This window comes from Gracilibacillus sp. HCP3S3_G5_2 (genome assembly GCF_052063305.1).
Classification (GTDB): domain Bacteria; phylum Bacillota; class Bacilli; order Bacillales; family Amphibacillaceae; genus Gracilibacillus.
Genome location: NZ_JBQHXU010000004.1, coordinates 41,547 through 67,533 on the forward strand (window position 1 = coordinate 41,547; position 25,987 = coordinate 67,533).

At 38.2% G+C, this 25,987-nt stretch carries 16 protein-coding genes, 3 pseudogenes and 1 riboswitch; of the genes and pseudogenes, 10 read left to right on the forward strand and 9 right to left on the reverse strand.

Annotation, left to right across the window (positions count from 1 at the left end; genetic code table 11):
• Positions 1 to 135: 135 nt before the first annotated feature.
• A riboswitch (SAM riboswitch) is annotated at positions 136 to 240 on the forward strand.
• A gap of 83 nt (positions 241 to 323) precedes the next feature.
• From ACTNEP_RS07350 to ACTNEP_RS07395, 10 genes and pseudogenes are all read left to right on the forward strand, one after another.
• Entirely contained in the window at positions 324 to 2,165 is a 1,842-nt protein-coding gene (locus ACTNEP_RS07350; protein WP_441161163.1) for a bifunctional homocysteine S-methyltransferase/methylenetetrahydrofolate reductase, read from the forward strand.
• 21 nt (positions 2,166 to 2,186) lie between these two features.
• The gene (gene metE / locus ACTNEP_RS07355; protein ID WP_441161164.1) at positions 2,187 to 4,475 is read left to right on the forward strand and encodes a 5-methyltetrahydropteroyltriglutamate--homocysteine S-methyltransferase; all 2,289 of its coding nucleotides are present in this window, start codon (positions 2,187 to 2,189) and stop codon (positions 4,473 to 4,475) included.
• Between the two features lie 234 nt (positions 4,476 to 4,709).
• Entirely contained in the window at positions 4,710 to 5,897 is a 1,188-nt protein-coding gene (locus ACTNEP_RS07360; protein ID WP_441161165.1) for a galactokinase, read from the forward strand.
• Between the two features lie 160 nt (positions 5,898 to 6,057).
• Positions 6,058 to 7,050: a UDP-glucose 4-epimerase GalE gene (gene galE, locus ACTNEP_RS07365; RefSeq protein WP_441161166.1), complete on the forward strand. Its 993-nt coding sequence runs from the start codon at positions 6,058 to 6,060 to the stop codon at positions 7,048 to 7,050.
• A gap of 2 nt (positions 7,051 to 7,052) precedes the next feature.
• On the forward strand, positions 7,053 to 8,546 hold the full coding sequence (gene galT / locus ACTNEP_RS07370; RefSeq protein ID WP_441161168.1) for a UDP-glucose--hexose-1-phosphate uridylyltransferase: 1,494 nt from the start codon (positions 7,053 to 7,055) through the stop codon (positions 8,544 to 8,546).
• Positions 8,547 to 8,566: 20 nt separating this feature from the next.
• A complete protein-coding gene (locus tag ACTNEP_RS07375) occupies positions 8,567 to 9,613 on the forward strand; it encodes an aldose epimerase family protein (RefSeq protein ID WP_441161170.1) in 1,047 nt (348 codons plus the stop codon).
• Positions 9,614 to 9,790: 177 nt separating this feature from the next.
• A pseudogene (locus tag ACTNEP_RS07380) lies at positions 9,791 to 10,585 on the forward strand (ribonucleotide reductase N-terminal alpha domain-containing protein); the annotation flags it as partial.
• Positions 10,586 to 10,702: 117 nt separating this feature from the next.
• Positions 10,703 to 11,596, forward strand: a complete 894-nt coding sequence (locus tag ACTNEP_RS07385; RefSeq protein ID WP_441161171.1) for an endonuclease domain-containing protein — start codon at positions 10,703 to 10,705, stop codon at positions 11,594 to 11,596.
• A gap of 249 nt (positions 11,597 to 11,845) precedes the next feature.
• Positions 11,846 to 13,609 (forward strand): annotated as a pseudogene (locus tag ACTNEP_RS07390) (vitamin B12-dependent ribonucleotide reductase); the annotation flags it as partial.
• A gap of 87 nt (positions 13,610 to 13,696) precedes the next feature.
• Positions 13,697 to 13,871: pseudogene (locus tag ACTNEP_RS07395) on the forward strand (TnsA endonuclease N-terminal domain-containing protein); the annotation flags it as partial.
• A gap of 467 nt (positions 13,872 to 14,338) precedes the next feature.
• Here ACTNEP_RS07395 and ACTNEP_RS07400 read toward each other — a convergent pair.
• The 9 genes from ACTNEP_RS07400 to ACTNEP_RS07440 all read right to left on the reverse strand — a co-directional run bounded on the left by ACTNEP_RS07400 (position 14,339) and on the right by ACTNEP_RS07440 (position 25,972).
• Positions 14,339 to 16,390 carry a beta-galactosidase gene (locus tag ACTNEP_RS07400; RefSeq protein WP_441161172.1) on the reverse strand — a complete coding sequence of 684 codons (2,052 nt, stop codon included), beginning with the start codon at positions 16,388 to 16,390 and terminating at the stop codon, positions 14,339 to 14,341.
• An 8-nt stretch (positions 16,391 to 16,398) separates the two neighbouring features.
• Positions 16,399 to 17,475: a glycoside hydrolase family 53 protein gene (locus tag ACTNEP_RS07405; protein ID WP_441161173.1), complete on the reverse strand. Its 1,077-nt coding sequence runs from the start codon at positions 17,473 to 17,475 to the stop codon at positions 16,399 to 16,401.
• 24 nt (positions 17,476 to 17,499) lie between these two features.
• A complete protein-coding gene (locus ACTNEP_RS07410) occupies positions 17,500 to 18,342 on the reverse strand; it encodes a sugar ABC transporter permease (protein ID WP_441161174.1) in 843 nt (280 codons plus the stop codon).
• Positions 18,342 to 19,655, reverse strand: coding sequence for an ABC transporter permease subunit (locus ACTNEP_RS07415; protein WP_441161175.1), 1,314 nt, complete (start codon positions 19,653 to 19,655; stop codon positions 18,342 to 18,344). Before ACTNEP_RS07415 ends, ACTNEP_RS07410 begins: the two co-directional genes overlap by 1 nt.
• A 72-nt stretch (positions 19,656 to 19,727) precedes the next feature.
• Complete coding sequence (locus tag ACTNEP_RS07420; protein WP_441161176.1) at positions 19,728 to 21,026, reverse strand: sugar ABC transporter substrate-binding protein; 1,299 nt, start codon at positions 21,024 to 21,026, stop codon at positions 19,728 to 19,730.
• Positions 21,027 to 21,185: 159 nt separating this feature from the next.
• Positions 21,186 to 22,025 carry an AraC family transcriptional regulator gene (locus tag ACTNEP_RS07425; RefSeq protein ID WP_441161177.1) on the reverse strand — a complete coding sequence of 280 codons (840 nt, stop codon included), beginning with the start codon at positions 22,023 to 22,025 and terminating at the stop codon, positions 21,186 to 21,188.
• A gap of 97 nt (positions 22,026 to 22,122) precedes the next feature.
• The gene (locus ACTNEP_RS07430) at positions 22,123 to 23,313 is read right to left on the reverse strand and encodes an ROK family transcriptional regulator (protein WP_441161178.1); all 1,191 of its coding nucleotides are present in this window, start codon (positions 23,311 to 23,313) and stop codon (positions 22,123 to 22,125) included.
• A 44-nt stretch (positions 23,314 to 23,357) separates the two neighbouring features.
• Positions 23,358 to 24,926: an FMN-binding glutamate synthase family protein gene (locus ACTNEP_RS07435; RefSeq protein ID WP_441161179.1), complete on the reverse strand. Its 1,569-nt coding sequence runs from the start codon at positions 24,924 to 24,926 to the stop codon at positions 23,358 to 23,360.
• A 62-nt stretch (positions 24,927 to 24,988) separates the two neighbouring features.
• Complete coding sequence (locus ACTNEP_RS07440; RefSeq protein WP_441161180.1) at positions 24,989 to 25,972, reverse strand: aldo/keto reductase; 984 nt, start codon at positions 25,970 to 25,972, stop codon at positions 24,989 to 24,991.
• Between the last annotated feature and the right edge of the window lie 15 nt (positions 25,973 to 25,987).

Below are 25,987 nucleotides of genomic sequence, written 5' to 3' on the forward strand. Positions count from 1 at the left end.
ACTAGGTTCATCATACCATAATCGGGGATAGAGTCAAGTCAAGGTGAAGTTTTATACCATCAATTTCCAATTTGTAGTTGAAATAAATTTCCTTTTATTGTAAAATGCTAAAGAATGTTACTAATTAAATAGTTTTTCTTATCCAGAGAGGTGGAGGGACTGGCCCGATGATACCTCAGCAACCGTCTGTACTGACAAGGTGCTAATTCCAGCAAGCAATAAGTGCTTGAAAGATGAGATGTTTATTATTCTAATTAATCTCCGTCTTTCTATAGCCGGAGATTTTTTATGTTTAAAAATTATCATGGAAAAGAGGTGAAAAAATGGCGGATTTCCTCCATACATTACAGAAAAGAATAATGATTGCAGATGGAGCAATGGGTACTCTACTGTACGCTCATGGTGTTGATCGATGTTTCGAGTCCTACAACACTACTCATCCTAATCAAATCCTCCAAGTTCATCAAACCTATATGGATGCCGGAGCAGAAGTTATTCAAACCAACACATATGGAGCCAATTATATTAAATTGTCACGTTATGGTTTGGAGGACCAAGTACATGAGTTAAATACAAAGGCGGTTCAACTTGCCAAGATAGCAGCTGGAAATGAAGCATTTGTTTTAGGAACAATCGGGGGAATTAGAGGGATACAAAAATTAGTCGCTTCGAAGAAAGACATTGTCCGTAGCTTTAAAGAACAACTATTTTCACTGTTATTGGAAGGGGTCAATGGCTTATTACTTGAAACATACTATGACTTTGAAGAAATAAAACAAGTATTAAAGATTGCTAGGCAAGAAACAGATTTACCGATTATCGCCAATGTCTCGATGCATGAGCCAGGTATCATGGAAAATGGGATTCCACTTGCCATTGCTTTAAAAGCATTAGAAGAAATTGGTGCAGATGTTGTTGGCGTAAATTGTCATCTCGGTCCTCACTATATGATCAAAGCATTAGAATCCGTTCCACTTCTTGAGAAGGCTTACTTAGCTGCCTATCCAAATGCGAGTCTACCTTCCTATCAAAACGGAAAATTAGTATACAGCCAGTACAGCCACTACTTTGAACAATGTGCGAAGGAATTCCGTGATCAAGGTGTGCGTTTAATTGGTGGGTGCTGTGGTACAACACCTGAACACATTCGAGCTTTGAAAGATGGTATTAGTGGGTTAAAACCGATTAAACAAAAGAAGGTTAAACAAATTACGTTCACTCATACTGCTAAGAAACCACAACCTCCCCTGCAAACAACATTAGCGGAAAAAGCTCGAAAACGACACACTGTCATTGTTGAATTAGATACACCTAAACATTTAGACACAGACGCATTTCTAGATGGCGTATTTGCACTGGAAAGTGTCGGGGTAGATGCAATTACATTAGCTGATAATTCCTTAGCTTCACCACGTATTAGTAATGTTGCAATGGCAGTAAAAATGAAGCAAGCAGGTTGTCAAGTAGCACCACTTATCCATTTGACATGTCGAGACCGCAATTTAATCGGACTTCAGTCCCATTTACTAGGTCTTCACACTCTAGGCTTTCATGAGATTTTGGCTATTACAGGAGATCCGACACGAATTGGCGGTTTTCCTGGTTCGTCATCTGTTTTTGATGTAACCTCTACCGAATTAACACGATTGATTAAACAACAATGCAACCAGGGTCTGTCTTTTTCCGGCAACTCTTTAAAAACAAATACGCGCTTTCAAGTAGCTGCCGCATTAAACCCGAATGTTGCCAACCTAGAAAAAGCAATAAAAAGAATGGAACAGAAAATCAAGCATGGCGCCGACTACTTTTTAACCCAACCAATTTTCAAACATGAACAAATTATTCAACTACATCGACTCACGAAGCACATTGATCATCCAATCTTTATTGGAATCATGCCGCTAACCTCCCATCGGAATGCAGAATTCCTTCATCATGAAGTACCAGGCATGAAGCTATCTGATCAGGTACGAGCAAGAATGCAGCAGCATGATAACCGTGAAGATAGTTTACGAGAAGGGAAAGAAATTGCTAAAGAATTAATCCAGACAGCTATGAACTATTTTAACGGCGTTTATCTTATTACACCATTCATGCATTACCCGATAACAGTCGAGCTAACAAAGTATGTTCATCAGCAAGCACAATTAATAAAAAAAATATAAAATAAAAGGAGTTTTCATCCAATGACAACAATTCTTAGTAGTAATCTAGGATACCCGCGTATAGGGAAAAAGCGAGAATGGAAAAAAGCGATTGAAGCATTTTGGCGTGGAGAGATTACTGCCCAATCACTTAAAGATAAAACAAAAAAATTACGTCTAGAAAATCTACAGAAACAAAAAGAACAAGGAATAGATCTCATTCCTATAGGAGATTTTTCCTTGTATGATCACCTTTTAGATACCGCTGTTTCTTTCAACATTATACCGGAACGATTTACGCATCATGATCCGACAGATTTGTCTTGTTATTTCGCTATTGCCCGAGGAGAAACAAATGCTGTAGCAGCTGAAATGACAAAATGGTTTAACACCAATTACCACTATATTGTACCGGAATTACAAGGAACAAAACCAGCTTTATTGGAAAACCGGGCATTATATTATTATGAAGAAGCAAAAGAAGAATTAAATATTGACGGGAAGCCTGTCATGATCGGACCAGTTACATTTGTAAAACTTGCTAAAGGCTATCATGAAAGTGAACTGGAGAGCTGGGTTAACAAATTACTGCCGTTATATGAACAAGTGCTTAACGAATTGGCAACAGCTGGCGCAAGCTGGGTACAAATAGATGAACCTATCTTAGGTACGAACCTTTCGGAAAAGGAAATACAGCTTGTAGAGCAGGTCTATCAAACCATTCATAACAATGTTTCAGGTATTCAGATCCTCCTACAAACTTATTTCGAAACTGTTCAGCATTATCACAGAATTACAGCTCTTCCAGTCAAAGGGATCGGCTTAGACTTTGTTCATGGTGATCATTTCAACTTAATCAAAAAATTTGGCTACCCTTCTGATAAAGCTTTAGGTGCGGGTATTATTAATGGACGGAATGTCTGGCGGGCAAATTTAGAGGAAAAGTATCAGCTGTTAGAAGATATCCAACAATTAGCAAACGTTGAAACATTGATTGTACAACCTTCTTGTTCTTTATTGCATGTGCCTATAACGAAAGAATGGGAGACAATATTAGACCCGGTAGTGAAGGACGGATTAAGCTTTGCCGATGAGAAATTAGCAGAGCTGCAAATCTTATCAACCGCTTTACAGAAAGGAAAACAGTCTGTCGAGGATGCCTTTTCCGCAAGTAAACAAGCAATTACCCATTTAAATCAATCCGATTACCGCAGCCATCTACCGGAAGCGGCAAGAAAAAACGTGAAACGAGAAATCCCTTTTTCAGAAAGAAAACAATACCAACAGCAGAAATTAAAGCTCCCATTATTGCCTACTACTACAATAGGAAGCTTGCCACAAAGTCGCAAAGTAAAACAAACCAGAACGAAATGGCGTAAAGGTGAGATTTCTGATCAAGTGTACAATGATTTTATTGAGTCAGAAACGAGAAGATGGATTCACATTCAAGAGGATTTAGATTTAGATGTGCTTGTTCATGGAGAATTTGAACGAACAGATATGGTGGAATATTTTGGAGAAAAGTTAAAAGGTTTTGCAGTAACCGAATTTGGCTGGGTACAATCCTATGGCTCACGCTGTGTCAAACCGCCATTATTGGTTGGTAATGTTGAATGGGAAAGAGCGATCACCGTAAAAGAAATCGCCTATGCGCAATCCTTAACCGATAAACCAGTAAAAGGAATGTTAACCGGACCTGTTACTATCTTCAACTGGTCGTTTGTTCATGAGCAATTACCGCGATTTACCGTACAAGATCAAATTGCCTTAGCATTAGAAAAAGAAGTATTGGCGCTTGAAAAAGCCGGCATTAGCATCATCCAAGTAGATGAGCCTGCCTTGCGCGAAGGGTTACCACTGGATCGTTTAAAATGGCCAGCTTACTTTGACGCGGCAGTTAATGCTTTTCAACTTACAACCTCAACCGTAAAACCTGAAACACAAATTCATACACATATGTGCTACTCTGAATTCGGAGCAATTTATGAAGCGATCGATAGATTAGACGCAGATGTTATCTCGATTGAAACATCCAGAAGTCACGGCGAAATGGTCAAAACCTTTGAAAGAAATGACTATAAGAAGGATATCGGGCTTGGCGTCTATGATATTCACAGTCCACGAATTCCCACACTTCAAGAGCTCGAAACCAACATCAAACGTGCTTTGGAGACGATTGACGTCGAGCAATTTTGGATCAATCCAGACTGCGGACTGAAGACAAGAAACGAAGCTGAAGCAATTGATTCCCTTGAGAATATGGTAGCTGCAGCGAAAAAAGCACGAGATCAATGGGTAAAAGAAGCAAATAGCTCTGATGTTTTTCAGTAAGAATAAAGAATTTCCCTCTATTGGCAAGATAAGTACTGCTGTTCACGAGATAAGTAAGAATATCTCGTGAGCAGCATCAATTATTTCGCGGACAGCACCTCCCATTTAACCCCCCCTATAGTTCTCACATTAATTACATTTTTAGTCTTGTATCTGATCACGAAATCGCGTACAATATAGTTAGTAAATTAAATTAATTAAGTCGACAAAATACTTCAAAGGATGATAAAAACGATGGATTTAACCAAGTTAGTTACCAAGTTCCATGATATTTTCCAGACAAAAGAACAACCAAGAATATTCTTTGCACCAGGGAGAATTAACCTCATCGGTGAACATACCGATTATAATGGCGGGCATGTCTTCCCTGCCGCTATATCGTTTGGTACTTATGCATTAGCAGTACCGCGACACGATAACTTAATACGTCTTTATTCGGATAATTTCCCTGATAAAGGTGTAATCGAAGTCACGCTTGATGACCTATCGTACAAAAAAGAAGACGATTGGACAAATTTTCCTAAAGGAATGGTTTTATACTTTCGGGAAGAAGGATGGCACATTGATACAGGGTTTGATGTGTTATTCTATGGAAATATTCCAAACGGTGCAGGCCTCTCCTCCTCCGCTTCCATTGAATTAGTAACAGGCGTTTTAATAGAAAATCTCTTTCAACTGGATATTGACCGTATTCGCATGGTCCAAATCGGGCAAAAAGTAGAAAATCAATATATCGGGGTTAACAGTGGTATCATGGATCAATTTGCAATCGGTATGGGAAAAGAAGATCATGCCATGTTATTAGATTGTGATACGCTAAACTATCAATATGCTCCTATTAAATTAGAAAATCATGATATTATCATCATTAATACGAACAAAAGAAGAGAACTCGCTGATTCAAAATACAACGAACGACGCAGCCAATGTGAAACCGCACTAGCTGATCTGCAAAAAGAGTTAACGATTAATAGCCTTGGTGAATTAACACCAGAACAATTTGAAGAAACTCGATCTTTCATAAAAGATGAAATTAATCAGAAGCGCGCTAAACATGCTGTATATGAAAATGCCCGAACAATTGATGCCTTGAAAAAATTAAACACTGGTGAACTTGAACAGTTTGGCAAATTAATTAACCAATCCCATATTTCTTTACGTGATGACTATGAGGTCACAGGTATAGAGCTTGATACCATTGCTGAAACAGCTTGGCAACAAAAGGGAGTCCTCGGTGCCCGTATGACAGGTGCTGGGTTTGGTGGGTGTGCAATTGCAATTGTGGAGAAAACAGAAGTAGAAAATGTAAAAGCAGCAATTGACAAAGTCTATCGTGAAAAAACAGGTTATGCACCAACCTTTTATGTAGCGGCAATTGGTGATGGCGCCAAGGAAATTTCCATAAAAAATAGCCAAGTATAATTTTTTGAATTTTGGTGAGGTATGCATACGTTCCGGGAAAATACTTCGCTTTCCCCGGGCACGCCCTCAGCTTCCTCGGAAAGCACAGTATTCTGCCGAAACGGGATAGTAATAGTTACAGATTTTAATAATCTTATAATAATAGAAGGGATGATGTGAGATGCGTATTTTAGTTTTAGGCGGAGCAGGATATATTGGTTCACATGCTGTCTATCAGTTAATTGACCAAGGGTATGAGGTAGTGGTGATTGATAATTTATTGACTGGTAACAGGGAAGCTATTCATCCTGATGCTACTTTTTATAATGGTGATATCCGTGATATTGAATTCCTGCGGGAAGTATTTACACACGAAAAAATCGATGGAGTGCTCCACTTTTCAGCGAACTCTCTAGTGGGAGAATCCATGGAGGATCCACTGAAATATTTCGATAACAATGTTTATGGAACACAAGTATTACTGCAGGCAATGACAGAATTCGACATCAAACATATCGTCTTTTCTTCTACAGCCGCAACATATGGTGAACCAGAGCAAGTACCGATTACCGAAACAATGCCGACAAAACCTACCAATACGTACGGAGAAACAAAATTAACAATGGAAAAAATGATGAAATGGACCGAGGCGGCACATGGTATCCGTTTTGTTTCCCTTCGTTACTTTAATGTTGCTGGTGCTCGAAGCACAGGGGAAATTGGAGAAGATCACCGTCCTGAAACACACTTGATTCCAATTGTTTTACAAGTAGCGTTAGGTCAGAGAGAGCATATATCGATTTTTGGTGAGGATTATGACACACCAGATGGAACATGTATTCGAGACTACATCCATGTCGAAGATTTGATTGATGCTCATCTATTGGCCCTCAACTATTTAAAAGAAGGTGGAGAGAGTAATATCTTTAACCTCGGCAGCAGCCAAGGCTTCTCCGTAAAAGAGATTATCGATACCGCACGGAAAGTCACAAACCATGAGATTCCAGCAAAAGTAGCACCAAGAAGAGCAGGTGACCCTAGCACGTTAATTGCAGCATCTGATAAAGCGAAGCGGATTCTTGGCTGGAACCCGACAAGAACTGATATTGATCGAATCATATCCGATGCTTGGAATTGGCATCAAGCAAATCCATCAGGTTATAAGGAGGATTAAGCATGACGAATATCTCAAGCTTAGTAAAAACACTAGTTAACAAAGCCATTGAGAAAGATTTGATCAAGGAAAGTGACCAGATCTACACACGTAACCAAGTGTTAGGGCTACTCAATGAAGCAAGTTACCAAGAAGACGCAACACTGCTTCATCTTGATATCCCGGATATTTTGGAAAAATTAGCAGAACAAGCTATAAACAAAGGTTTGATCGAAGGACTACTTGATGAGAAAGAGCAATTAACAGCCAAAATCATGGATGTTTTCATCTCCAAGCCTTCAGAAGTAAACGAAACCTTTTATCAACATTATCAGGAGTCACCCGAAAAAGCGACAGACTATTTCTATCAATTAAGTAAAGATAGTAACTATATCCAAACAAAACGAATCGCTCAGAACATTCATTTTAAAACCGCATCAGACTATGGAGAGTTAGACATTACGATCAATCTGTCAAAACCTGAGAAGGATCCGGAACAGATTAAACGTGAAAAAGAAATGAAGCAGGATCTCGCCTATCCGAAGAATTTATTATGTGCAGAAAATGAAGGATATGTCGGTCGCATCGGTCATCCAGCACGATCTAATCACCGGATTATTGCAGTCCCATTAGAAGGGGAAAATTGGTTTTTACAATATTCTCCGTATGTATATTACAATGAGCACTCTATTCTGTTTTCAGGAGAGCATCGTCCTATGAAAATAAACCGGGATGCTTTTGCACGTCTCACAGCATTTGTTGAAAAGTTCCCACACTACTTCATTGGATCTAATGCAGACTTACCGATTGTTGGTGGCAGTATTTTATCACATGATCACTATCAAGGAGGTAATTATACGTTTGCGATGACAAATGCGAAAGAGGAATTCCCGTTTACACTGAATCCTTTTGCTAATGTTGAAGCAGTTGTCGTTAAGTGGCCATTATCGGTCATTCGCCTTCGATCAAGCGATCGTCAGCAACTAGTAGATACTTGTGATTATATTTTACAGAAATGGCAAGTATACAGTGATCCTAAAGCAGATATCCTTGCATATACAGGTGATACACCACACAATACCATTACACCAATCGCTCGTAAACGTGGTGAATTATACGAAATGGACCTAGTTTTACGTAACAATCGAACAACAGATGAATATCCGATGGGGATCTTCCATCCACATGAAGATGTCCACCATATCAAGAAAGAGAATATTGGACTTATCGAAGTAATGGGGCTTGCAGTACTTCCTCCTCGATTAAAGGATGAGCTTGAGATGATCAAGAAAGACCTATTAGGGGAAGAGGTACCGGTTGCAGAATACCATCAGGATTGGGTACAATCAATAAAAGATAAGCATTCCACTATCACAAAAGACAACGTTAACAAAATTGTAGAAGATGCATTAGGCCAAAAATTCGCTCGTGTCTTAGAAGATGCAGGTGTATACAAAACAGATAAAACTGGAAGAGATGCATTCAAGCGATTTTTGTCATACTTAAACGAAGAATAATGTAGGGGGAAACGAAAGCGATGGAAATCAAAACAAATGTAGTCAACGTGCAAGGTCAAGAATGGAAGGAATTTACATTAATCAATGATAACGAGATGGCTATATCGATTCTGGATTTTGGTGGAATTATCACCAAGATTCTTGCGCCCGATCGTAACGGACAGCTAGAAAATGTTGTCATTGGTTTTGAGAATTACGAAGATTATCTTGATAACCCTGGATTTTTGGGTGCTTTGATCGGTCGTGTCGCAGGACGTATTGAAAATGCGCAGTTTGAGATTGATGGCAAGACCTTTACACTTCCAAAAAATGAAGGAATGCATCACTTACATGGTGGTGAGCCAGGATTTCATAAATCGATATGGAAGGTCGTTCCTTTTGAAAATAAGAAGGAAGTAGGATTAACACTGACATTACAAAGTGAAGATGGTGAGAATGGCTATCCTGGAAACTTACGAATGACGGTAACCTACACTTTAACTAATGATAATGCGTTTACGATTACGTATGAAGGTATCGCTGATCAAAAAACCGTTTTAACAAGTACTAATCATTCCTACTTTAACCTTAGTGGTAATCTAAAATCAGACATCCAACATCATGAGATTACGTTAGACAGTAGTAAATTTCTTGAATTAGATGAGGAATTAATACCTACTGGTAACATTTTAGATGTGGATAATACAGTGTATGATTTCCGTAAAGGGCGCTTGATGAAGGATGGTGTAACATCTGATTATAAACAAAATCTTGTAGCAAATCATGGATATGATCATTATTTCATCTTTGATCATTCTAAACAAGAAAGTGTTGTTGTTCGCGAGCAAGAAAGTGGCCGCCAATTAACGGTTATTACTGATCAACCAGGTGTTGTCATGTATACATCTAATAATCTGCCTGAAGGACTAGCGTTACGTGAACGGGAATCAGTTAGATATTTAGGACTTTGTCTTGAAACACAAGCTTCACCTGCATCCATTCATCATGAAGGTTTTCCATCGGTCTGGTTAGATAAAGACGAAAAATATTTTGGCAAAACTACTTTTATTTTTGATATAATAGAGTAAGGAAAAAGACACTCTTTTACCTGAAAGAGTGTCTTTTTTGGCTTCTATCAATATATAGTGTCTATTTTTGTAAAAAGAGCACAATATATTGATGAAATGCGTTAATTTTGATACGCTAGAATAGATTAATTTAGTTATCATCTTTTCACCTATAGAGATAAAGGAGGCTACTACTCAATGCATTTGACGAAAAAACGGTCATTAGCAATCAATGTGGAACAGTTAAATGAAGATATTAAAGAGTTCCCTCAAGTTCACCCGATTACACCTGATATGGAGACAACACATAAAGGTGTATCGCGACTTGTTATGCTAGACCGATATGCATTCAAAGATACAGAAAAAAAGACATTAAAAAAAGGTGACTTTGTTGTTTTAACCATTAAGGAAGACCCTAAATTCCCTGCTAGAGGTACTGGTTTCATTTTAGAGATCGATGAAACTAGCCGTAAAGCGAAGATCCAGGTAGAGGAAGAATATGTTCATGTATTAGAAAAGGATGAAGAGCGTGAAACAGGTGTAATCGAGCGTCCTTTAAGCATTATTGACAAACCGTTAGAGGTCTTTTATGAACAAATTGCTAAACGTAACGCAACAGGGCTTGCGGAAGTGGAAACTACAAAAGAGAAGCAGGATGAATGGTTTGAGCATTTTTATCAGGAACTATCCAGCTTGAATTTCGTGCCAGCAGGACGTGTCCTTTACGGAGCAGGTTCTCATACAGATGTAACCTATTTCAACTGCTATGTTATGCCTTTTGTAAAAGATTCCCGCGAAGGAATTAGTGATCATCGTAAGCAGGTCATGGAAATTATGTCACGCGGTGGCGGTGTTGGTACAAACGGATCAACTCTTCGTCCTCGAAATGCTTTAGCTAGAGGTGTTAATGGTAAGTCTTCTGGTTCTGTCTCATGGCTAGACGATATTGCTAAATTGACTCATTTAGTTGAGCAAGGTGGATCAAGACGTGGTAAATTTGAGTGCCTCGTCTATAAAAAAACCTCGTGAATTGCTGGGAACTCTTTAAAGAATAAATGGTAATTGAAATCCCACCTTATAAATTTGTCAGTTTATACAAGGGAGATTATCATGAAAATATATGATGCTAAGAATAATCAAAGTTGTAAACTGTGTGAATACAAAACATCCCATAATAAACAAGGATGGTTTACACTACATTTAAAAAACTACCACAACTTATCTTTAGAGGAATACTTATTACGATATTATTACTTTCCAGAAGATTTGAAATGCTCTTATATACTTTGTCAAAATACTGTGGGGCTCTATAGAGGCAAGCCAAAAAAATATTGCAGCGCTATATGCTCCGGCCGTAGCAAAGGAAAACCACTTACTTGTATCATTTGCGGTAATAAGTTTGATACATCAACAAGACCTAATAGAGCAACTAAGACTTGTAGCAAATCCTGTGCAAAGAAACTGAAATCCGCGAAAATAAAACAATGGCATAAATCAATGCATCCAGAGGAAAAAGAAAAACATTTTAGAAAAATTATTACTAAAACAGCAAAAACAAGAAAAAGAAACAACACCCCCTCATGGAATAGCGGTAAAACAGGAGTCTATAGTAAGGAGACAATTGAAAAGATTAGAGCATCCACACTAAAACAAATGGAAAACGAGAAATTTCAGAAAACTAGAATTGAAAAAATAATGGAAAGTTATTTAATTGAAATCAATGTTAACTATAAATATTCCTTTATATTAGAGAAAAGACAATATGATTTTTGTTTGATGGATTTCAATCTAATAATCGAATGCGATGGAGATTATTGGCATGCTAATCCTAAATATTATCCTAATCCTGAAAATTGGCAGATTGAAAGAATACACATGGATAGAGAAAAAAATGTGATAGCTAAAAATCATGGATATCAAATTGTTCGTTTTTGGGAAGACGATATAATAAACAACTTTGATTATATAAAAAGCATTCTACATGACTTGCTGGCTACAACGTAACCGGAAACGGTAAGCGTGAAAGCTCAAAAACAACAAGTCGAGAAAGACAATCAGCAGCCAAGCTCCTGTAAAATGGAGAAGGTTCAACGACCATCGAAACCACACAATTTTCGTGAAAGGGAGTAGAGTAGGAAGCAAGTGCTTCCGAAGCGCGAGGGTATCTAATTTAAAAATTAGATACAAGATATGGTCTGAACTCTAGGGTGACCTAGAGAGTTGATATCACGAATCAACGCAACATTCTATTCGGCTCAAATGATCATGCTCAACGATTGGCATCCTGATGTCATTGAATTCATTATTTCCAAAATGCAAAATCCACGAATTTTACGTTATTTAATTGAAAATACGAAAGATGAAACGATTCAGCAATTAGCGAATGATAAGTTAAAATTCACCCCACTTTCTGGTGACGATGTACAACTTTACCAAGGTATTGTCAATTTTAAAAACATGCCTGGTCAAGGTGGATTCACGGATGCCAATATCGAGAAAGCAGAAGCAGAATTACGTGATGGTGGTTCCTATTCTGTTCATAATCCTGACTTTTTAACCGGTGCAAACATTTCCGTTTGTATTACCGATGAATTTATGGAAGCAGTTGAGAAAGACCTTGAATACGAATTACGCTTCCCTGATGTAGAAAATTATGATGAAGAGGAAATGGATTACTACAACAAGCATTGGCATGAAATTGGCGACGTTAGAGAATGGGAGAAATTAGGGTTCGGTGTAAAAGTTTATAAACGCATCAAAGCTAAAGAGTTATGGGATCTAATTAACGTTTGCGCCACATACTCTGCTGAACCAGGTATTTTCTTCATTGATAATGCAAATAAGAAAACAAACGCAACTGCTTACGGACAAAAAGTAGTAGCGACAAATCCATGTGGAGAACAACCCCTCGCTCCGTTTTCTGTCTGTAATTTAGCAGCTGTTAACTTAGCGAATGTAGCGGATAAAGAAAAGAAAGTCCCAGACTTTGAGAAGTTAAAACAAACGGTCGAAATCGGTGTACGCATGCAAGATAATGTTATTGATTCTACACCATACTTTCTAGAAGAAAACCGTGTACAAGCTCTAGGTGAGCGTCGTGTCGGTTTAGGTGTAATGGGTCTTCATGACTTACTCATTTACTGTGAATCTGAGTATGGTTCAAAAGAAGGTAATGAATTAGTAGATAAAATATTCGAAACGATTGCGACTACTGCTTATCGGACATCAATCGAATTAGCAAAAGAAAAAGGTAGCTTCCCATTCTTAGTTGGGGAAACAGAAGAAGAAACACAGCAATTACGTAAAAACTTTATCTCTACCGGTTATATGAAAGGTATGCCAGAAGACATTCGTGAAGGTGTCTTAAAATATGGCATTCGCAACTCACATTTATTAACCGTTGCGCCAACAGGTTCAACTGGTACAATGGTAGGTGTTTCAACTGGGCTGGAACCTTACTTCTCCTTTACCTACTATCGAAGTGGAAGATTAGGTAAATTTATTGAAGTAAAAGCTGATATTGTACAGGAATATTTAGACAACAATCCAGAACAGGATCCCGATCATTTACCTAAATGGTTCGTAACAGCGATGAGCTTATCACCAGAAGCACACGCAGATACGCAATGTGTGATCCAGCGTTGGGTAGACAGTTCTATTTCTAAGACTGTGAATGCACCAAAAGGATATAAAGTCGAACAAGTAGAGCAAGTCTACCGTCGTCTATATCGTGGTGGTGCCAAAGGTGGTACGGTTTATGTAGACGGAAGCCGTGATTCTCAAGTCTTAACGCTCAAAGCAGAGGAAAATACTTTCTCCGAACAAACAGAGCTATTTGAAGACGAGGAAAAGAAAGTAGTTATTGTCGATACAGTGAACGAATTAGACAAAACTGACATGTCGATCGGCTCAGAAGTTGGCGACACTTGCCCTGTCTGCCGTAAGGGTAGTGTTGAAGATATCGGTGGCTGTAATACATGTACAAACTGTGGTGCCCAGCTTAAATGTGGCTTATAGGAAGAGGCTGGGACATATGTGGTTTTGAAATAAAGTTGGAAAGGAATACCTCTTTGGATATTATTGTCTAAAGGGGTGTTTTTTTTTATGTCTAAAAGAACAAGAACATCTAAAATCGACAAATGGATTAAAGAAGGCCGTGGAGCCGGGACTGGCTCAGATTATAAACCGTGGTTGAATATTCAAGATGTCTCTTCTCTCTTCATTAGGTCGCTCTAGCCGATTGAAAGGAATGAAAACAGAAAGGCAGCATGAATTTTTAAAGGTAGCTATCAGATTTTAGTTAGAGTTGTTAATCCTTTATCGAAGTTGACCTCTAACGCTAAGGCATTCCGTTTCGCTAATGAGGAACAGGAAGAGAACGGGTGGATGAATATTGGTCAAATTGAGATCAAAACTTCCCATTGATATTTTTAAAGAAGTATCCTCCCGAATTAGTAGTAAATATAATTCTATAGAATATAATGTTTTGGCACTGGAATCACTATGGAAGTCTCAAAAGGCTTAGAATTTGAAGTGGTGATCATATCATGCTTAGAATGGAAGATGGCACTTTTCCTTATTATTTGAATGTGAATGACCCAAAGAAACTTAATGAAGATGGATCTTCCTCGCGCTGTCATTTGTCTGATAAAGCAGAACGTTCTTCTAAGATCTGCCAAAAAGGAACAAACTTTTTCGTTACATGTTAAAAAGGGTATTCCTTGTCTAGGAATACCCTTTAGCATACTATTTTTTTAATACTTTCACACCGAATCCTGCTAATGACACGATCCCTGCTACTTCATTGCCTGTTATCAAATCTTGGTACGTTTGTTCGTTCAAATCAATGTCTTTTGTCTCGTTTGAAAAATTCATTAAGAATAGAAATTCATTTTCCCCATCCGTACGAACTTGAGCACTGACGTCTTTTGGTAATAAGCCGCCTGTTGCCCGTTTTAGAGCTAGTTGATCTGCTAACTTTTCGAAAAAGGCTTGATGGAATGCCTCGTCATTTCTCGAAGCAATATAATAGGCTTTACCTTCACCATAATGATTGACAGTTAATGCAGGTCTGCCTGCATAAAAGTCACTACCATATTGTGCTAAGGCTTCTGCACCTTCTAAATGGATCAAATCACACAATTCTTTTGCTTTAAACTCTCCACGCAAGCCTAATTCATTATTGCCAACTACTTTAACCCGATTTGATTCTCCATCATACAGACCATCGATTTCCTCTGACCAGATTCCTAATGTTTTACGCAATGGCCCCGGAAATCCTCCTAAGAAACAAAGATCATTTTCATCAACAATTCCTGACCAGTATGTTGTCACAAATGTCCCACCATTGCGGACAAATTTTTCAATATTTTCACCAACTCCAGGTCTCACCATATAAAGCATCGGCGCAACGACTAGTTTATATTTAGAAAGGTCTTTTTCCGAATCTATAACATCAACGGCGATACCTTGTTCCCAGAATGCTTGGTAATGCTCTGTTACTGTACGTTCATAATGAACACCTGCATTACGTGGTCCTTGAGCATCCTTTACTGCCCAGCGATTTTCGGTATCAAAGATAATGGCGACTTGTGCGTCAACAGTTGTGCCTACTACTTCATCTAACTTCGCTAAACCTTCCCCAAGTTCTTTGACCTCTTGGAAGACGCGTGTATATTCATGGCCGGCATGATCAACGACCGCCCCATGAAACTTCTCACTAGATCCTCGACTTTTACGCCATTGAAAATACTGTACAGAATCAGATCCATGTGCAACCGCCTGTAGTGATGATAATACATGCATGCCTGGTTTTTTCAATTTGCTGATCGGCTGCCAATTCGTTAAACTTGGTGTACTTTCCATTAATAAAAATGGCTTACCATCTTTTAATGAACGGAACCAGTCATGATTCATCGCTGTATAGGCAGCAAGGTAGGACTCATCTTGCTGATCATGCCAGGTCGGATAAGAATCCCATGAAATCACATCGATATCATTCGCAAATTTTGCATAGTTTAATCCTTCAAAAGTTTCCATAAAATTGGCTGTTGCAGGCATCTCTGGCTTAACCTCTTTTAATGGTTTTACCTCATGGCGATAAAAATCTAATGTTTGATCCGTAACAAAGCGTTTCCAATCAAGGTTCTGGCCATGAACCATTACTTCTCCATGAGGGGCAGGTGATTCTACTTGAGACCAGCTTGAATACGTATGACTCCAGAACGTTGTCCACCATGCATCATTTAGTGCGTCTAGCGTTTTATACTTTCGCTTTAACCATGCACGGAACGCATCCTGACAGTAATTACAATGGCACTCTCCGCCATATTCATTGGAGACATGCCATCCAATTACTGCCGGATGATCCGCATATCGTTCAGCTAATTTACTATTGATAATCTGCACTTTTTCACGGTATACAGGTGACGTAAAACAGTGATTGTGACGCATTCCATGTAGATTGCGGACACGGTTAGCTCCAACACGTAATACTTCTGGATATTTCTCAGACATCCACGCCGGTCTTGCACCACTTGGTGTTGCCAAAAATGCATAAATGCCATTCTCATGAAACGTATCTAGTAATCTATCCATCCACTCAAATGTAAACCTTCCTTCTTCCGGCTCTAATTTTGCCCAAGAAAAGATGCCGATTGACATCACATTACAATTCGCAAGCTTCATTAATCGGATGTCTTCTTCTAATACTTCTGGATATTTCTCCCATTGCTCTGGGTTATAATCAGCACCATGCAACATTTTAGGGATTTTATCACTTACTGGCTTAAATTTCATCGTATCACCTATCCTTCTTTTGAATTTTTCTCTAAAAATGCATCCAGTCCCATTAATTTATTCCCTTCATAATCAAATAAGGTTAAATGTGACCAGTTATTTTCATGGCCTACAGACCATTGCTGTTTGGAGGGAATCCAGCAAGGTTCCCAATAATAAATACCTTTTCCAAGATTACCAGGTACTTGCTTTACTGTGTTTATCAACTTTTCTAAATAAGCTTTTTGTCCTTCGGCTGTTGCCGGATAGCCAGGTACAAGATGATCACGAAAATCTGGTGCATCATCCACTTCCGGAATCTGATCTGGCACAGTCCACGGATAGGCAACCTCGACCACGATTATCTCTTTCTGATAACGAATGGCGATATCTTCCATATTTGCTTCAAAGTCTTCATAAGGACCATGCCACCAAGGGTAATAGGAAAGACCAATCACATCATAATCAAGCTGATACTGTTTCATTTGATCATAAAATTTACGTGCCCCTGCATTATCTCCACCTCGGTCAATATGGATCATTGTTTGTATTTCGTCTTCTTCTGTGGTGGCCGCTTGCACACCATTTAGTCCTGCCTTAATAAGTGGAATAATACCATCCCAATTCTCCATTTTCTCTTGATTCTCTTCTTTATAAATCTTGCCTTCTTCCCACAACATGCCATTCGTAATTTCATTACCGATCTGTACCATATCTGGTAATACCTTTTCTTTTTTAAAGGCTTCTATTACTTCTTTCGTATAACTGTAAACAGCCTCTACCAGTTCGTCATAGCTTAAATCTTGCCATGCTTTTGGCTTTGTCTGTTTGCCTGGATCTGCCCAATAGTCCGAGTAATGAAAATCTAACAGGAATTCCATATTGCAGGCTTTTATTCTTTTGGCCATGTTGATCGTTCTATCTAAATTACAATATCCCCCTTCGGGTGTGTGCCATAGTCGTAAACGGACCGCATTAACACCAGAGCGCTCCAAAATTTTCATTACATCATCTGCTTTTCCACGCTCATAATACTTGCCGCCTTCTGTCTCTATTTCATCGACAAATGACAAATCAACACCCTTTATAAATACCTTCTGTGTCATATATAAGTCCCCCATACTTGATCATTAACCTTTTGTTCCACCTGCTGTTAAGCCTGATATTAGGTAACGTTGTAAGAATAAATATACAATCGCTACTGGTATTGCAATCAAAATAGCACCAGCCGTAAATCTGGTAAAGTTATTAGAAAACTGATCATTAATAAAATTAAATAAACCTAATGCAATCGTGTAATTCTCCGGACTGTTCAATACGATTGACGGTAAAATAAAATCAAATAAAGGAGTCATGAAATTGAATAATGCCACCACGGCAAGAATCGGTTTTGCAAGCGGGAGTACAATCCGCCAAAACACCGTAAAGTGACCAGCTCCGTCAATCCGAGCTGCTTCATCTAATTCTCTTGGAATCGTGTCTAAATAGCCTTTTACTAGCCAAGCATTAAAAGGAATTTGACTTCCGACATAAATCAAGATTAAGCCTGATAGTGAATCAAGTAATCCTACTAAGTGTAAGAAAATATATAAAGCGACCATCGCCATCATTACAGGGAACATTTGCAATATAAGAAAGGTGTATAATGCAGATGTTCTCCCAACGAATTTATATCTAGAAAATGTAAATGCTACAATGGATGTGATAATGACTGAGAATAAAGCAGCACAGCCTGAAACGATCATACTGTTCTTATACCATGTTAAATAATTACTTCTCGGATCTGTAAACAACCACTTATAGTGTTCTAAGGACCAATTTTCCGGGATAATGGACGAGGAGTAGAGACTTTGTCCAGGGTTTAATGACATTCCTATAGCCCAAACAATTGGATAGAGGATAATTACTGTCATAAACGCAAAAATCGCATATATACCTGTTAACTCTAGTGCTGACTTTAACTTTGGACTCATTAGATGTTCCCCTCCTCTTTAAATGCACTTGTTCGTCTGAATTGGAAAAAGGCGAATATCGACACAATTAAACCGATGATTAACGAAATCGCGGCAGCCATGCTGTAATTGCTTGTATCAAAAGTTAACTTATATACCCATGAGATTAAAATGTCGGTACCACCTGCATTTTGTCCTTGGACAGCTGGTCCACCCTCATTAAAGAGATAAATAATATTGAAGTTATTAAAATTCGTTGTATACTGAATAATTAACAATGGTGCAGTAGCAAATAATACGTGCGGCAAAGTAATATTTCTAAATTTCTGCCAACGTGTTGCACCATCTACATCTGCTGCTTCATACCATTCAGAGGAGATACTTTGAAGTACTCCAGAAAACAATGCGAATACGAACGGGTACCCTAGCCATGTCTGGATCATGATCAAAACAATCTTGGTATAAGTAGGATCTGTTAACCACGGCAATCCACTTCCACCAAATAACGGTATGATAATGTCACGGTTAATTGCACCAAATTCATCATTAAACATTGCAGCAAAAATTAAAATAGACACAAAACCTGGTACAGCCCATGGTAAAATCAAGATTGTACGTATCGTCCTTTTAAATTTCACGCGTTTATCATTTACTAAAACTGCTAAGATCAAGCCGACAACTATTTGAAAAGAAGTAGCTACTACTGTCCATATGATGGTCCAACTAAATACACTGATAAATGTATTTTGCCAAATCGGTACGGTTACTAAATCTTTGAAATTATTTAAGCCAATCCACTCTACCAAATTTCGAGGTGGAGAATTATAAAGATCGTAATTAGTAAATGCTAAAGCAATTGCAAATAGAAGTGGAAAGACAACTGTAAAAATTAATAATACTAAACCAGGTGCAGTCATGATATATGGAAAAGCTTTATCATATCCATTTTTGATAGCCTGTTTAAACGATGGCGGCTGCCATCCATTGTTTAGTAATTTAGCTTGCTTTCTCGCATCCAACACGTTAAAAACGTATAACGTTACGGCAAAGGCGATTAAAATTAATGAAACAATCCCGTAAACGAGTAAATAAATTGAATGATCGACACCAGGAATCGTTCCTAATGTAATAATTCCCCACAGCCCTAACCAAAGGAAATCAAAAGTCGCTAGGATAAAGGCAATTTCCAATATAATAAAAGAAATTCCCTTCATATAGCGCTTGTTATATATTTGCCCTAAACCTGCAAGTATAATGGAAAGTACCATTGCTACATTTGGATTCAACTTTTTTTGATCTTTAGTTAGTTGCTTATGTTCTTGATGTTGGGGCATAAAAACCACCTCTTTCTAAAAATAAGTACTAAATGGAGAGTGGAAAAGCTAAACTTTTCCACTCTATCAAGTCTATTCACCTGAAGACGCACCAGAAACTTCAATATTATCTTTAATATTTTGAACCGTTTCCGTTACTGCTTCTTCTACATCTGCACCATTATTAATCAATTCAATCGCAATATCCATATCCCAAACTTGTGCCATTTGAGGAATATTAGGCATTGGTGTACCATGTGGTACTTGTTCTGTATATCCTGCATACATTGGATCATCTACTGCATCAAGAATTTCTGGTCTCGGTGGTAATTCACCTGTTACATCATAGTAAAGCTGAGAGTTCTCATCATTCGTCATAAACTTCGCTAGGTCTTCCGCCCATTCAGGATGATCACTATAGTATGATACTAACCATGATTTCACCCCGATAAAGGATGGAGCTATCTCACCGTTCATTGCTGGTAACGGTGCAGTAGCGACATCATCGCCAAGTGCTTCTTTATAGATTGGCATATTCCAAGGACCACTAAATACCATACCAACTTTTCCTTCAGAGAAAAGACCATCTAATACGTCTACAGTTAATGTTTTTGGCATTAAACCTTCGTTAATAAATTCTTGATATTTGCTTAACCCTTCAATTGCACCCTCATTATCTAATCCGATATCACTTGGATCATATACACCATCTTCTTCACCAAATACATAACCACCGTAAGCATTGATAAAGGTGTACAAGTAATAAAATTCCGGTGACACTAGGAAACCATATTGGTCGTTGCTAGCATCTGTTACTTCTCTTGACATCTCCAACACTTCGTCAATTGTTTCTGGTACACTATCAACAAGATTTTTGTTGTAATAAGCAAAATATGTTTCTACTGCTACTGGTGCACCATAAATCTCGCCATCATACGTAAAAGCGTCAATTGCTACTTGTGTAAAACTATTTTCTTCTTCTTCAGAGTAATCAATAGGTAATGCTAAACCTTGCGCAATAACATCCCCTAATCGATCCTGAGGTTGGAAGTATAAATCCGGGCCGTCACCAGTAGGACCAGCTAAAGCTAATTCATCTACCTGATCAGGCATTGGAACTCTTCGGTAAGAGATTTCAATCCCTGTTTCTTCCGTATACTTATCAAACAATTCCACTGAAATATCTTCCGCAATATCTTCATCGTTAATCCATACAACTAGTTCTTCTGGCTTATCTGCTTCTTGTGCCTCTTCAGTAGCACCTGTTTCCCCTGCACCTTCACTATTCTCATTAGCTTCCTCTGCACCTTCACGTTCGGGAGCACAAGCTACTAATATAAGAATGAAGAATACCATTAATAACAAAGACCATACATTTTTCTTTTTAAACAACTAAAAGACCTCCTTAATAAATTAATTTAATTATCTTTCTCAATTTTAATTATAAAGCGATTTCACAATGATTTATATATCAAATTATTCTAGATTACTTTCAAATAATGAAATTCCCCCCTATCAAACCGCACCTTCTACCAAAAAAATAAACCTGCGTTATTGGTGCAGGTTTCGATACGTACTCGGTGTAATACCTTCACGTTTTTTAAATGTTGTAACAAAGTGGCTTACACCATTGAAGCCTACTTGTCTGGCAATCTCCTTTAAAGATAAATCTGGTGTAGTTATCAGGATACGCTTTGCTTCCCGAATCCGTAACTGTACAAGGAAGGAATACGGACTTATTCCGAATGTATCATGAAACATCGTGTTTAAATGTTGAGAGCTTACCTGTGCTTTTTCAGACATTTCTAATAGCCCAATATCTTGCGGATAAACTTGTTCCAACCATTCCACAATACCTCTTATTTTTTCAAAAGATTGTAAGACAGATAGCTTATTATTCATTTGACCATATTTTTTCAGACGCATGAGAAATTGATATAGATCTGCAGAAATTTCATGTGCTAAATGATGCGGATCCTGAAATTCTTCTAACTTCTCTATAATTTTTTCCATATGTCTCTTAAAGGAAATATTTTCATTTTCCTCATAGAACGCAGAATAATTCATATCTAACGCATTTAAAATCGGGTCTATTGCTGCCCCTGTAAAGGTGATATAGTATGTTTCCCAATGATCTCTTGCTTCGTGATCAGAATAATATTTATGTGGTGTATACGGAGTCAGCATGATTGCTTTCCCTGGTGGTAAGGAAAAAGATTGATTTGCTAATTCGATTATTCCTTCTCCCTTCACTGTTTGTAACCAGTGATAATAAGGGTAACCTTCCGGCCGATCGAAATCCAATTCATACGGATTATAGCCAATACTCTCAATATATAATGGTAGAGGATTTTCAGAAACGGAAAAAGTAAATCTTTTTTTCTCAGACACTTTATCACAACTTTCTACTTATAAAGTTCTTTCTATCTGCCATTATATAGTAAAAACATCTAATCGAAAATACCTATTCTTAATACTTATTACATGACTATTCTATTACTGGATCAAACAAATCACTCAAAATTAATGCCACTGCCCCAAGTGAAGAGCCATATTCTCCTAGATTAGATAAATAGACAGGTGTTTCTTGTGCACGCTCCGAGATTGTCCTTGTCTGAATCGTTTCAATAATAGGATCTAGAATAAAGGACTCCGCTTTTGAAACACCACCACCAATCATAATGGTACTAGGGTTGCATACATGAATTAAATTGGTGAGTGCAATACCTAAATAAGTTCCTGCTTCCTTTAATACCTCTTTTGCTAACGAATCTCCTGCTAAGGCTGCTTGATGTACTGCTTCCGCTGTTAGTGTTTCATCATTCTCCGATAGACTGCTAGGATTACCTTGCTCTAATAATTCGATTGCTCTCTCTGCAATGGCAGGTCCAGAAGCAACAGTTTGTAAGCATCCTTCATTTCCGCATGAACATTTTTTACCGTGCAAATCTACGGTCATGTGGCCAATTTCACCAGCGATGCCATGCTCGCCACTATATAATTTGCCATCAATAACAAGACCAGCACCAATACCTCGTCCTACGTTCACTGCAATCATACTTTTATTAGCCATCTTATTTTCAAACCATGCTTCACCTAAAGCTAATGTTTTCGCATCATTTTCTACTTTTACATCCATATCAAATGTCTTCTCTAAATGAGCTTTAATCGGTATATTACGCAAGTTAAGGTTAGGCGCAAATATCGATAAACCTTGTTCAGCATCCACTACACCATGCATCGCCACACCAATGCCGATAAATTGTAACGATGGATGCTTGATGATTAATTGTTCCACACCAGTCGTAAGCATGTTTAAAAAGCTATCTTTATGTAGCTGCTGTGTAATCTCTTGCTCGATTTCATCTACTATTGCCCCAGAAAGATCTGAAATAATAAAGCGAACATCAGCAGGACCCGCATCAATTCCGATAATATGAAACCCCTTTGTATTAAGCACTAACATTGTTGGCTTTCTTCCACCTTGCGAAATACCGAGTTGACTTTCTTTTATTAGCCCTTGTTCTAACAATTCTCTTACAATACTACCTACAGTTGGTGGCGTTAACTGTGTTTCTTTAGCGATTTGCGCACGCGAAATCGAACCTGCTGTACGGATTTTATTTAAAATAATTGATTTATTTAATGATTTCATCCATTGAAAACTTCCACGTTGCATCTTTTTCCCCAACTTTCTTAATATACTTTAATAAGTATACCATATTAATTATTCGTCATTAAATGATTGTCGTAAACTACATCATAAAGATCTTTATATGCAACATGTTTCTCTTTTAATTGTGTCGGGGATTCCAAGCCGGCGGCGGCAGCTATATTATATAGCCCTTCTCTAATCGATATGACATAATTAGTCACTCGATAAGATTTCTCTTCAATATCCAAACCTCTTTGCAGTTTTGGATCTGTTGTTGCTACACCTACAGGGCAATGATTGGTATGACATACTTGTGCCATTATACAGCCCGTGGTAATCATAAACGCTCTAGCAACCTGTACTAAATCCGCTCCGAGTGCTAAAGCAAATGCAATCCGATCCGGAGTGAACAGTTTTCCTGATGCAATAATTTTTACTTGTTCACGAACACCTTCCTGCACCAATGCGTTGTGCAATATCGGAATGGCAGATTTAATTGGCAGCCCAACACTATCTGTTAACTCTTGATACGTAGCACCGGTTCCACCCTCCCCACCATCAACGGAGATAAAATCCGGTTTCTTCCCTGTTTCTTTGATTGCTTTAGCTAATTGGTACACATCATTTTCTTGGCCTACCACTATTTTGATACCGACCGGCTTTTCGGCAATCTCGCGTATTTGTTCGACAAAATCTAGCAAACCATACACATCTGAGAATTGATAAAATCGATTTGGACTATCATTTGATTGAAAAGCTGCAATTCCTCTGTCTCGCGCTACTTCCTCTGTTACTTTCTCTGCTTCAAGATGTCCTCCACGTGTCTTCGCACCTTGAGCAAGTTTCAATTCAAAGGCTTTTATCTGGTCAATGGAAGCTTTCTTTTTCAACTCTTCCCAGGACATTTCTCCCTCTGGGGTACGGACACCATATAAACCTGGGCCAATTTGCATGATAAGATCTACATTACCTTTTAAATGATAAGCAGATAATCCGCCTTCTCCCGTATTCATCCATGTGCCACCTGCTCGACCTAATCCGATCGAGAGTGCCGTTATCGCTCTTTCACCAAGTGCACCATAACTCATTCCAGCCATACCAATTAATCCTTGAACATGAAAAGGATTTTCCGTTTCAGGACCAATAACTATTCTATGCTCCTTTTGTAGTAAATAAGGAGATACTTTCTGTTTCACTCGATGTTCTTTTCTGAAAAAGAGGGTTTCCTTATCAACGTGATATACTTTTGTATCTACTTTTGGTTCATGTTCGATAGAAAGTTCTTCTTTCAATTTTGGAAACATGGTGTTTTTAATATAATAGCCTGGTTGATCAAAATCTCGTTTGGAACCAAACCCTTCTAATCTGTTTTTATACTTTGCCGGCATTACGATATTTAAATAATCCTTTCTTGAAAAAGGTTTACCTGTATCATCTTCTGTGAATAGATACTGTCTTAATTCCGGACCGATATTCTCCAGAAAATAACGGACTCTTCCTATTAAAGGATAATTTCGTAGAACAGCATGTCTTTTTTGGGTTCTATCCTTTAGAAACCATAGAATCATCAGTATCCCTGGAATAATCAAAATTACCAATACGATCGTCAATAAAATAACTGAAGCGATATCAGCCAATCTTCCCCCTCCATCCTATCAAACACATTGGTGATAGACCTTAGAAAGACACCCTTTGTGTATTAATATGGACCACGAATATGATCATGCACTTCATTTTCATAAAAGCTTCTTAGCTTTTCTAACTCTTTTTCTGAAAATGCCGGAACACTAATTGCTGCCAGGTTATCTTCGACCTGTTTTACCGTTTTAAAACCAGGGATTACCGAAGAAACGGCTTCATGGCTTAAAATCCATTGTAGTGCTGCTCTTGTCATATTGCCTCTTCCTTCCGCTATCCATTCCAATTGCTTACTTAACGCTACCCCTTTAGCAAAAGGCAAACCAGCAAAAGTCTCACCTACATTAAATGCTTCCCCATTTTGATTAAATTTCCGGTGGTCATCTGCTTCGAACTGATGATTAGCAGAAAATTTACCTGTTAATAATCCACTTGCTAATGGTACCCTTGCCAAAATACCAACATTTTTCTCTTGCGCTACCGGAAATAATTCTGTGATTGGTTTCTGTCGAAAAATATTAAAGATCACTTGTAAAGCTGCTACGTTGGGGTTTTCCATGGCAAGAAGTCCTTCTTCAACAGTCTCCACACTAACACCATAGTGACGAATTTTACCTTGTTGCTGCAATTTATCTAATACCTCAAATACCGCTCCATCCCGAATAATTTCAATTGGCGGACAATGAATTTGAATTAAATCTAACTGTTCGCGTTGTAGTCTTCTTAAACTGTTTTCCACATAATTAGTGACGGATACTTCAGAGTAGGTAGCAGGATCATGAATGTCTCCGGCACGACAAAATTTTGTTGCGATATATATTTTATCTTCTTTTCCTTTTGTTGCTTTCGCAAGTAACTCCTCACTATGGCCATCACCATAGACATCAGCCGTATCAAAAAAATTTACCCCAGCATCCATGGCACGCGCCAGCCCATTTAATGCCTCTTGGTCATTTGTCTGCCCCCATGCGCCACCTATTGCCCAAGTACCAAAGCTTAACTCACTAATTCTCATATCTGTTTTACCAAATTGTCGATATTGCATAGTATCTCTCCTCTT

Coding starts and splice junctions, on each gene's coding strand:
- ACTNEP_RS07350 (WP_441161163.1), top strand. CDS start 324: ATGGCGGATTTCCTCCATACATTACAGAAAAGAATAATGATTGCAGAT.
- metE (WP_441161164.1), top strand. CDS start 2,187: ATGACAACAATTCTTAGTAGTAATCTAGGATACCCGCGTATAGGGAAA.
- ACTNEP_RS07360 (WP_441161165.1), top strand. CDS start 4,710: ATGGATTTAACCAAGTTAGTTACCAAGTTCCATGATATTTTCCAGACA.
- galE (WP_441161166.1), top strand. CDS start 6,058: ATGCGTATTTTAGTTTTAGGCGGAGCAGGATATATTGGTTCACATGCT.
- galT (WP_441161168.1), top strand. CDS start 7,053: ATGACGAATATCTCAAGCTTAGTAAAAACACTAGTTAACAAAGCCATT.
- ACTNEP_RS07375 (WP_441161170.1), top strand. CDS start 8,567: ATGGAAATCAAAACAAATGTAGTCAACGTGCAAGGTCAAGAATGGAAG.
- ACTNEP_RS07385 (WP_441161171.1), top strand. CDS start 10,703: ATGAAAATATATGATGCTAAGAATAATCAAAGTTGTAAACTGTGTGAA.
- ACTNEP_RS07400 (WP_441161172.1), bottom strand. CDS start 16,390: ATGAAATTTAAGCCAGTAAGTGATAAAATCCCTAAAATGTTGCATGGT.
- ACTNEP_RS07405 (WP_441161173.1), bottom strand. CDS start 17,475: ATGACACAGAAGGTATTTATAAAGGGTGTTGATTTGTCATTTGTCGAT.
- ACTNEP_RS07410 (WP_441161174.1), bottom strand. CDS start 18,342: ATGAGTCCAAAGTTAAAGTCAGCACTAGAGTTAACAGGTATATATGCG.
- ACTNEP_RS07415 (WP_441161175.1), bottom strand. CDS start 19,655: ATGCCCCAACATCAAGAACATAAGCAACTAACTAAAGATCAAAAAAAG.
- ACTNEP_RS07430 (WP_441161178.1), bottom strand. CDS start 23,313: ATGCAACGTGGAAGTTTTCAATGGATGAAATCATTAAATAAATCAATT.
- ACTNEP_RS07440 (WP_441161180.1), bottom strand. CDS start 25,972: ATGCAATATCGACAATTTGGTAAAACAGATATGAGAATTAGTGAGTTA.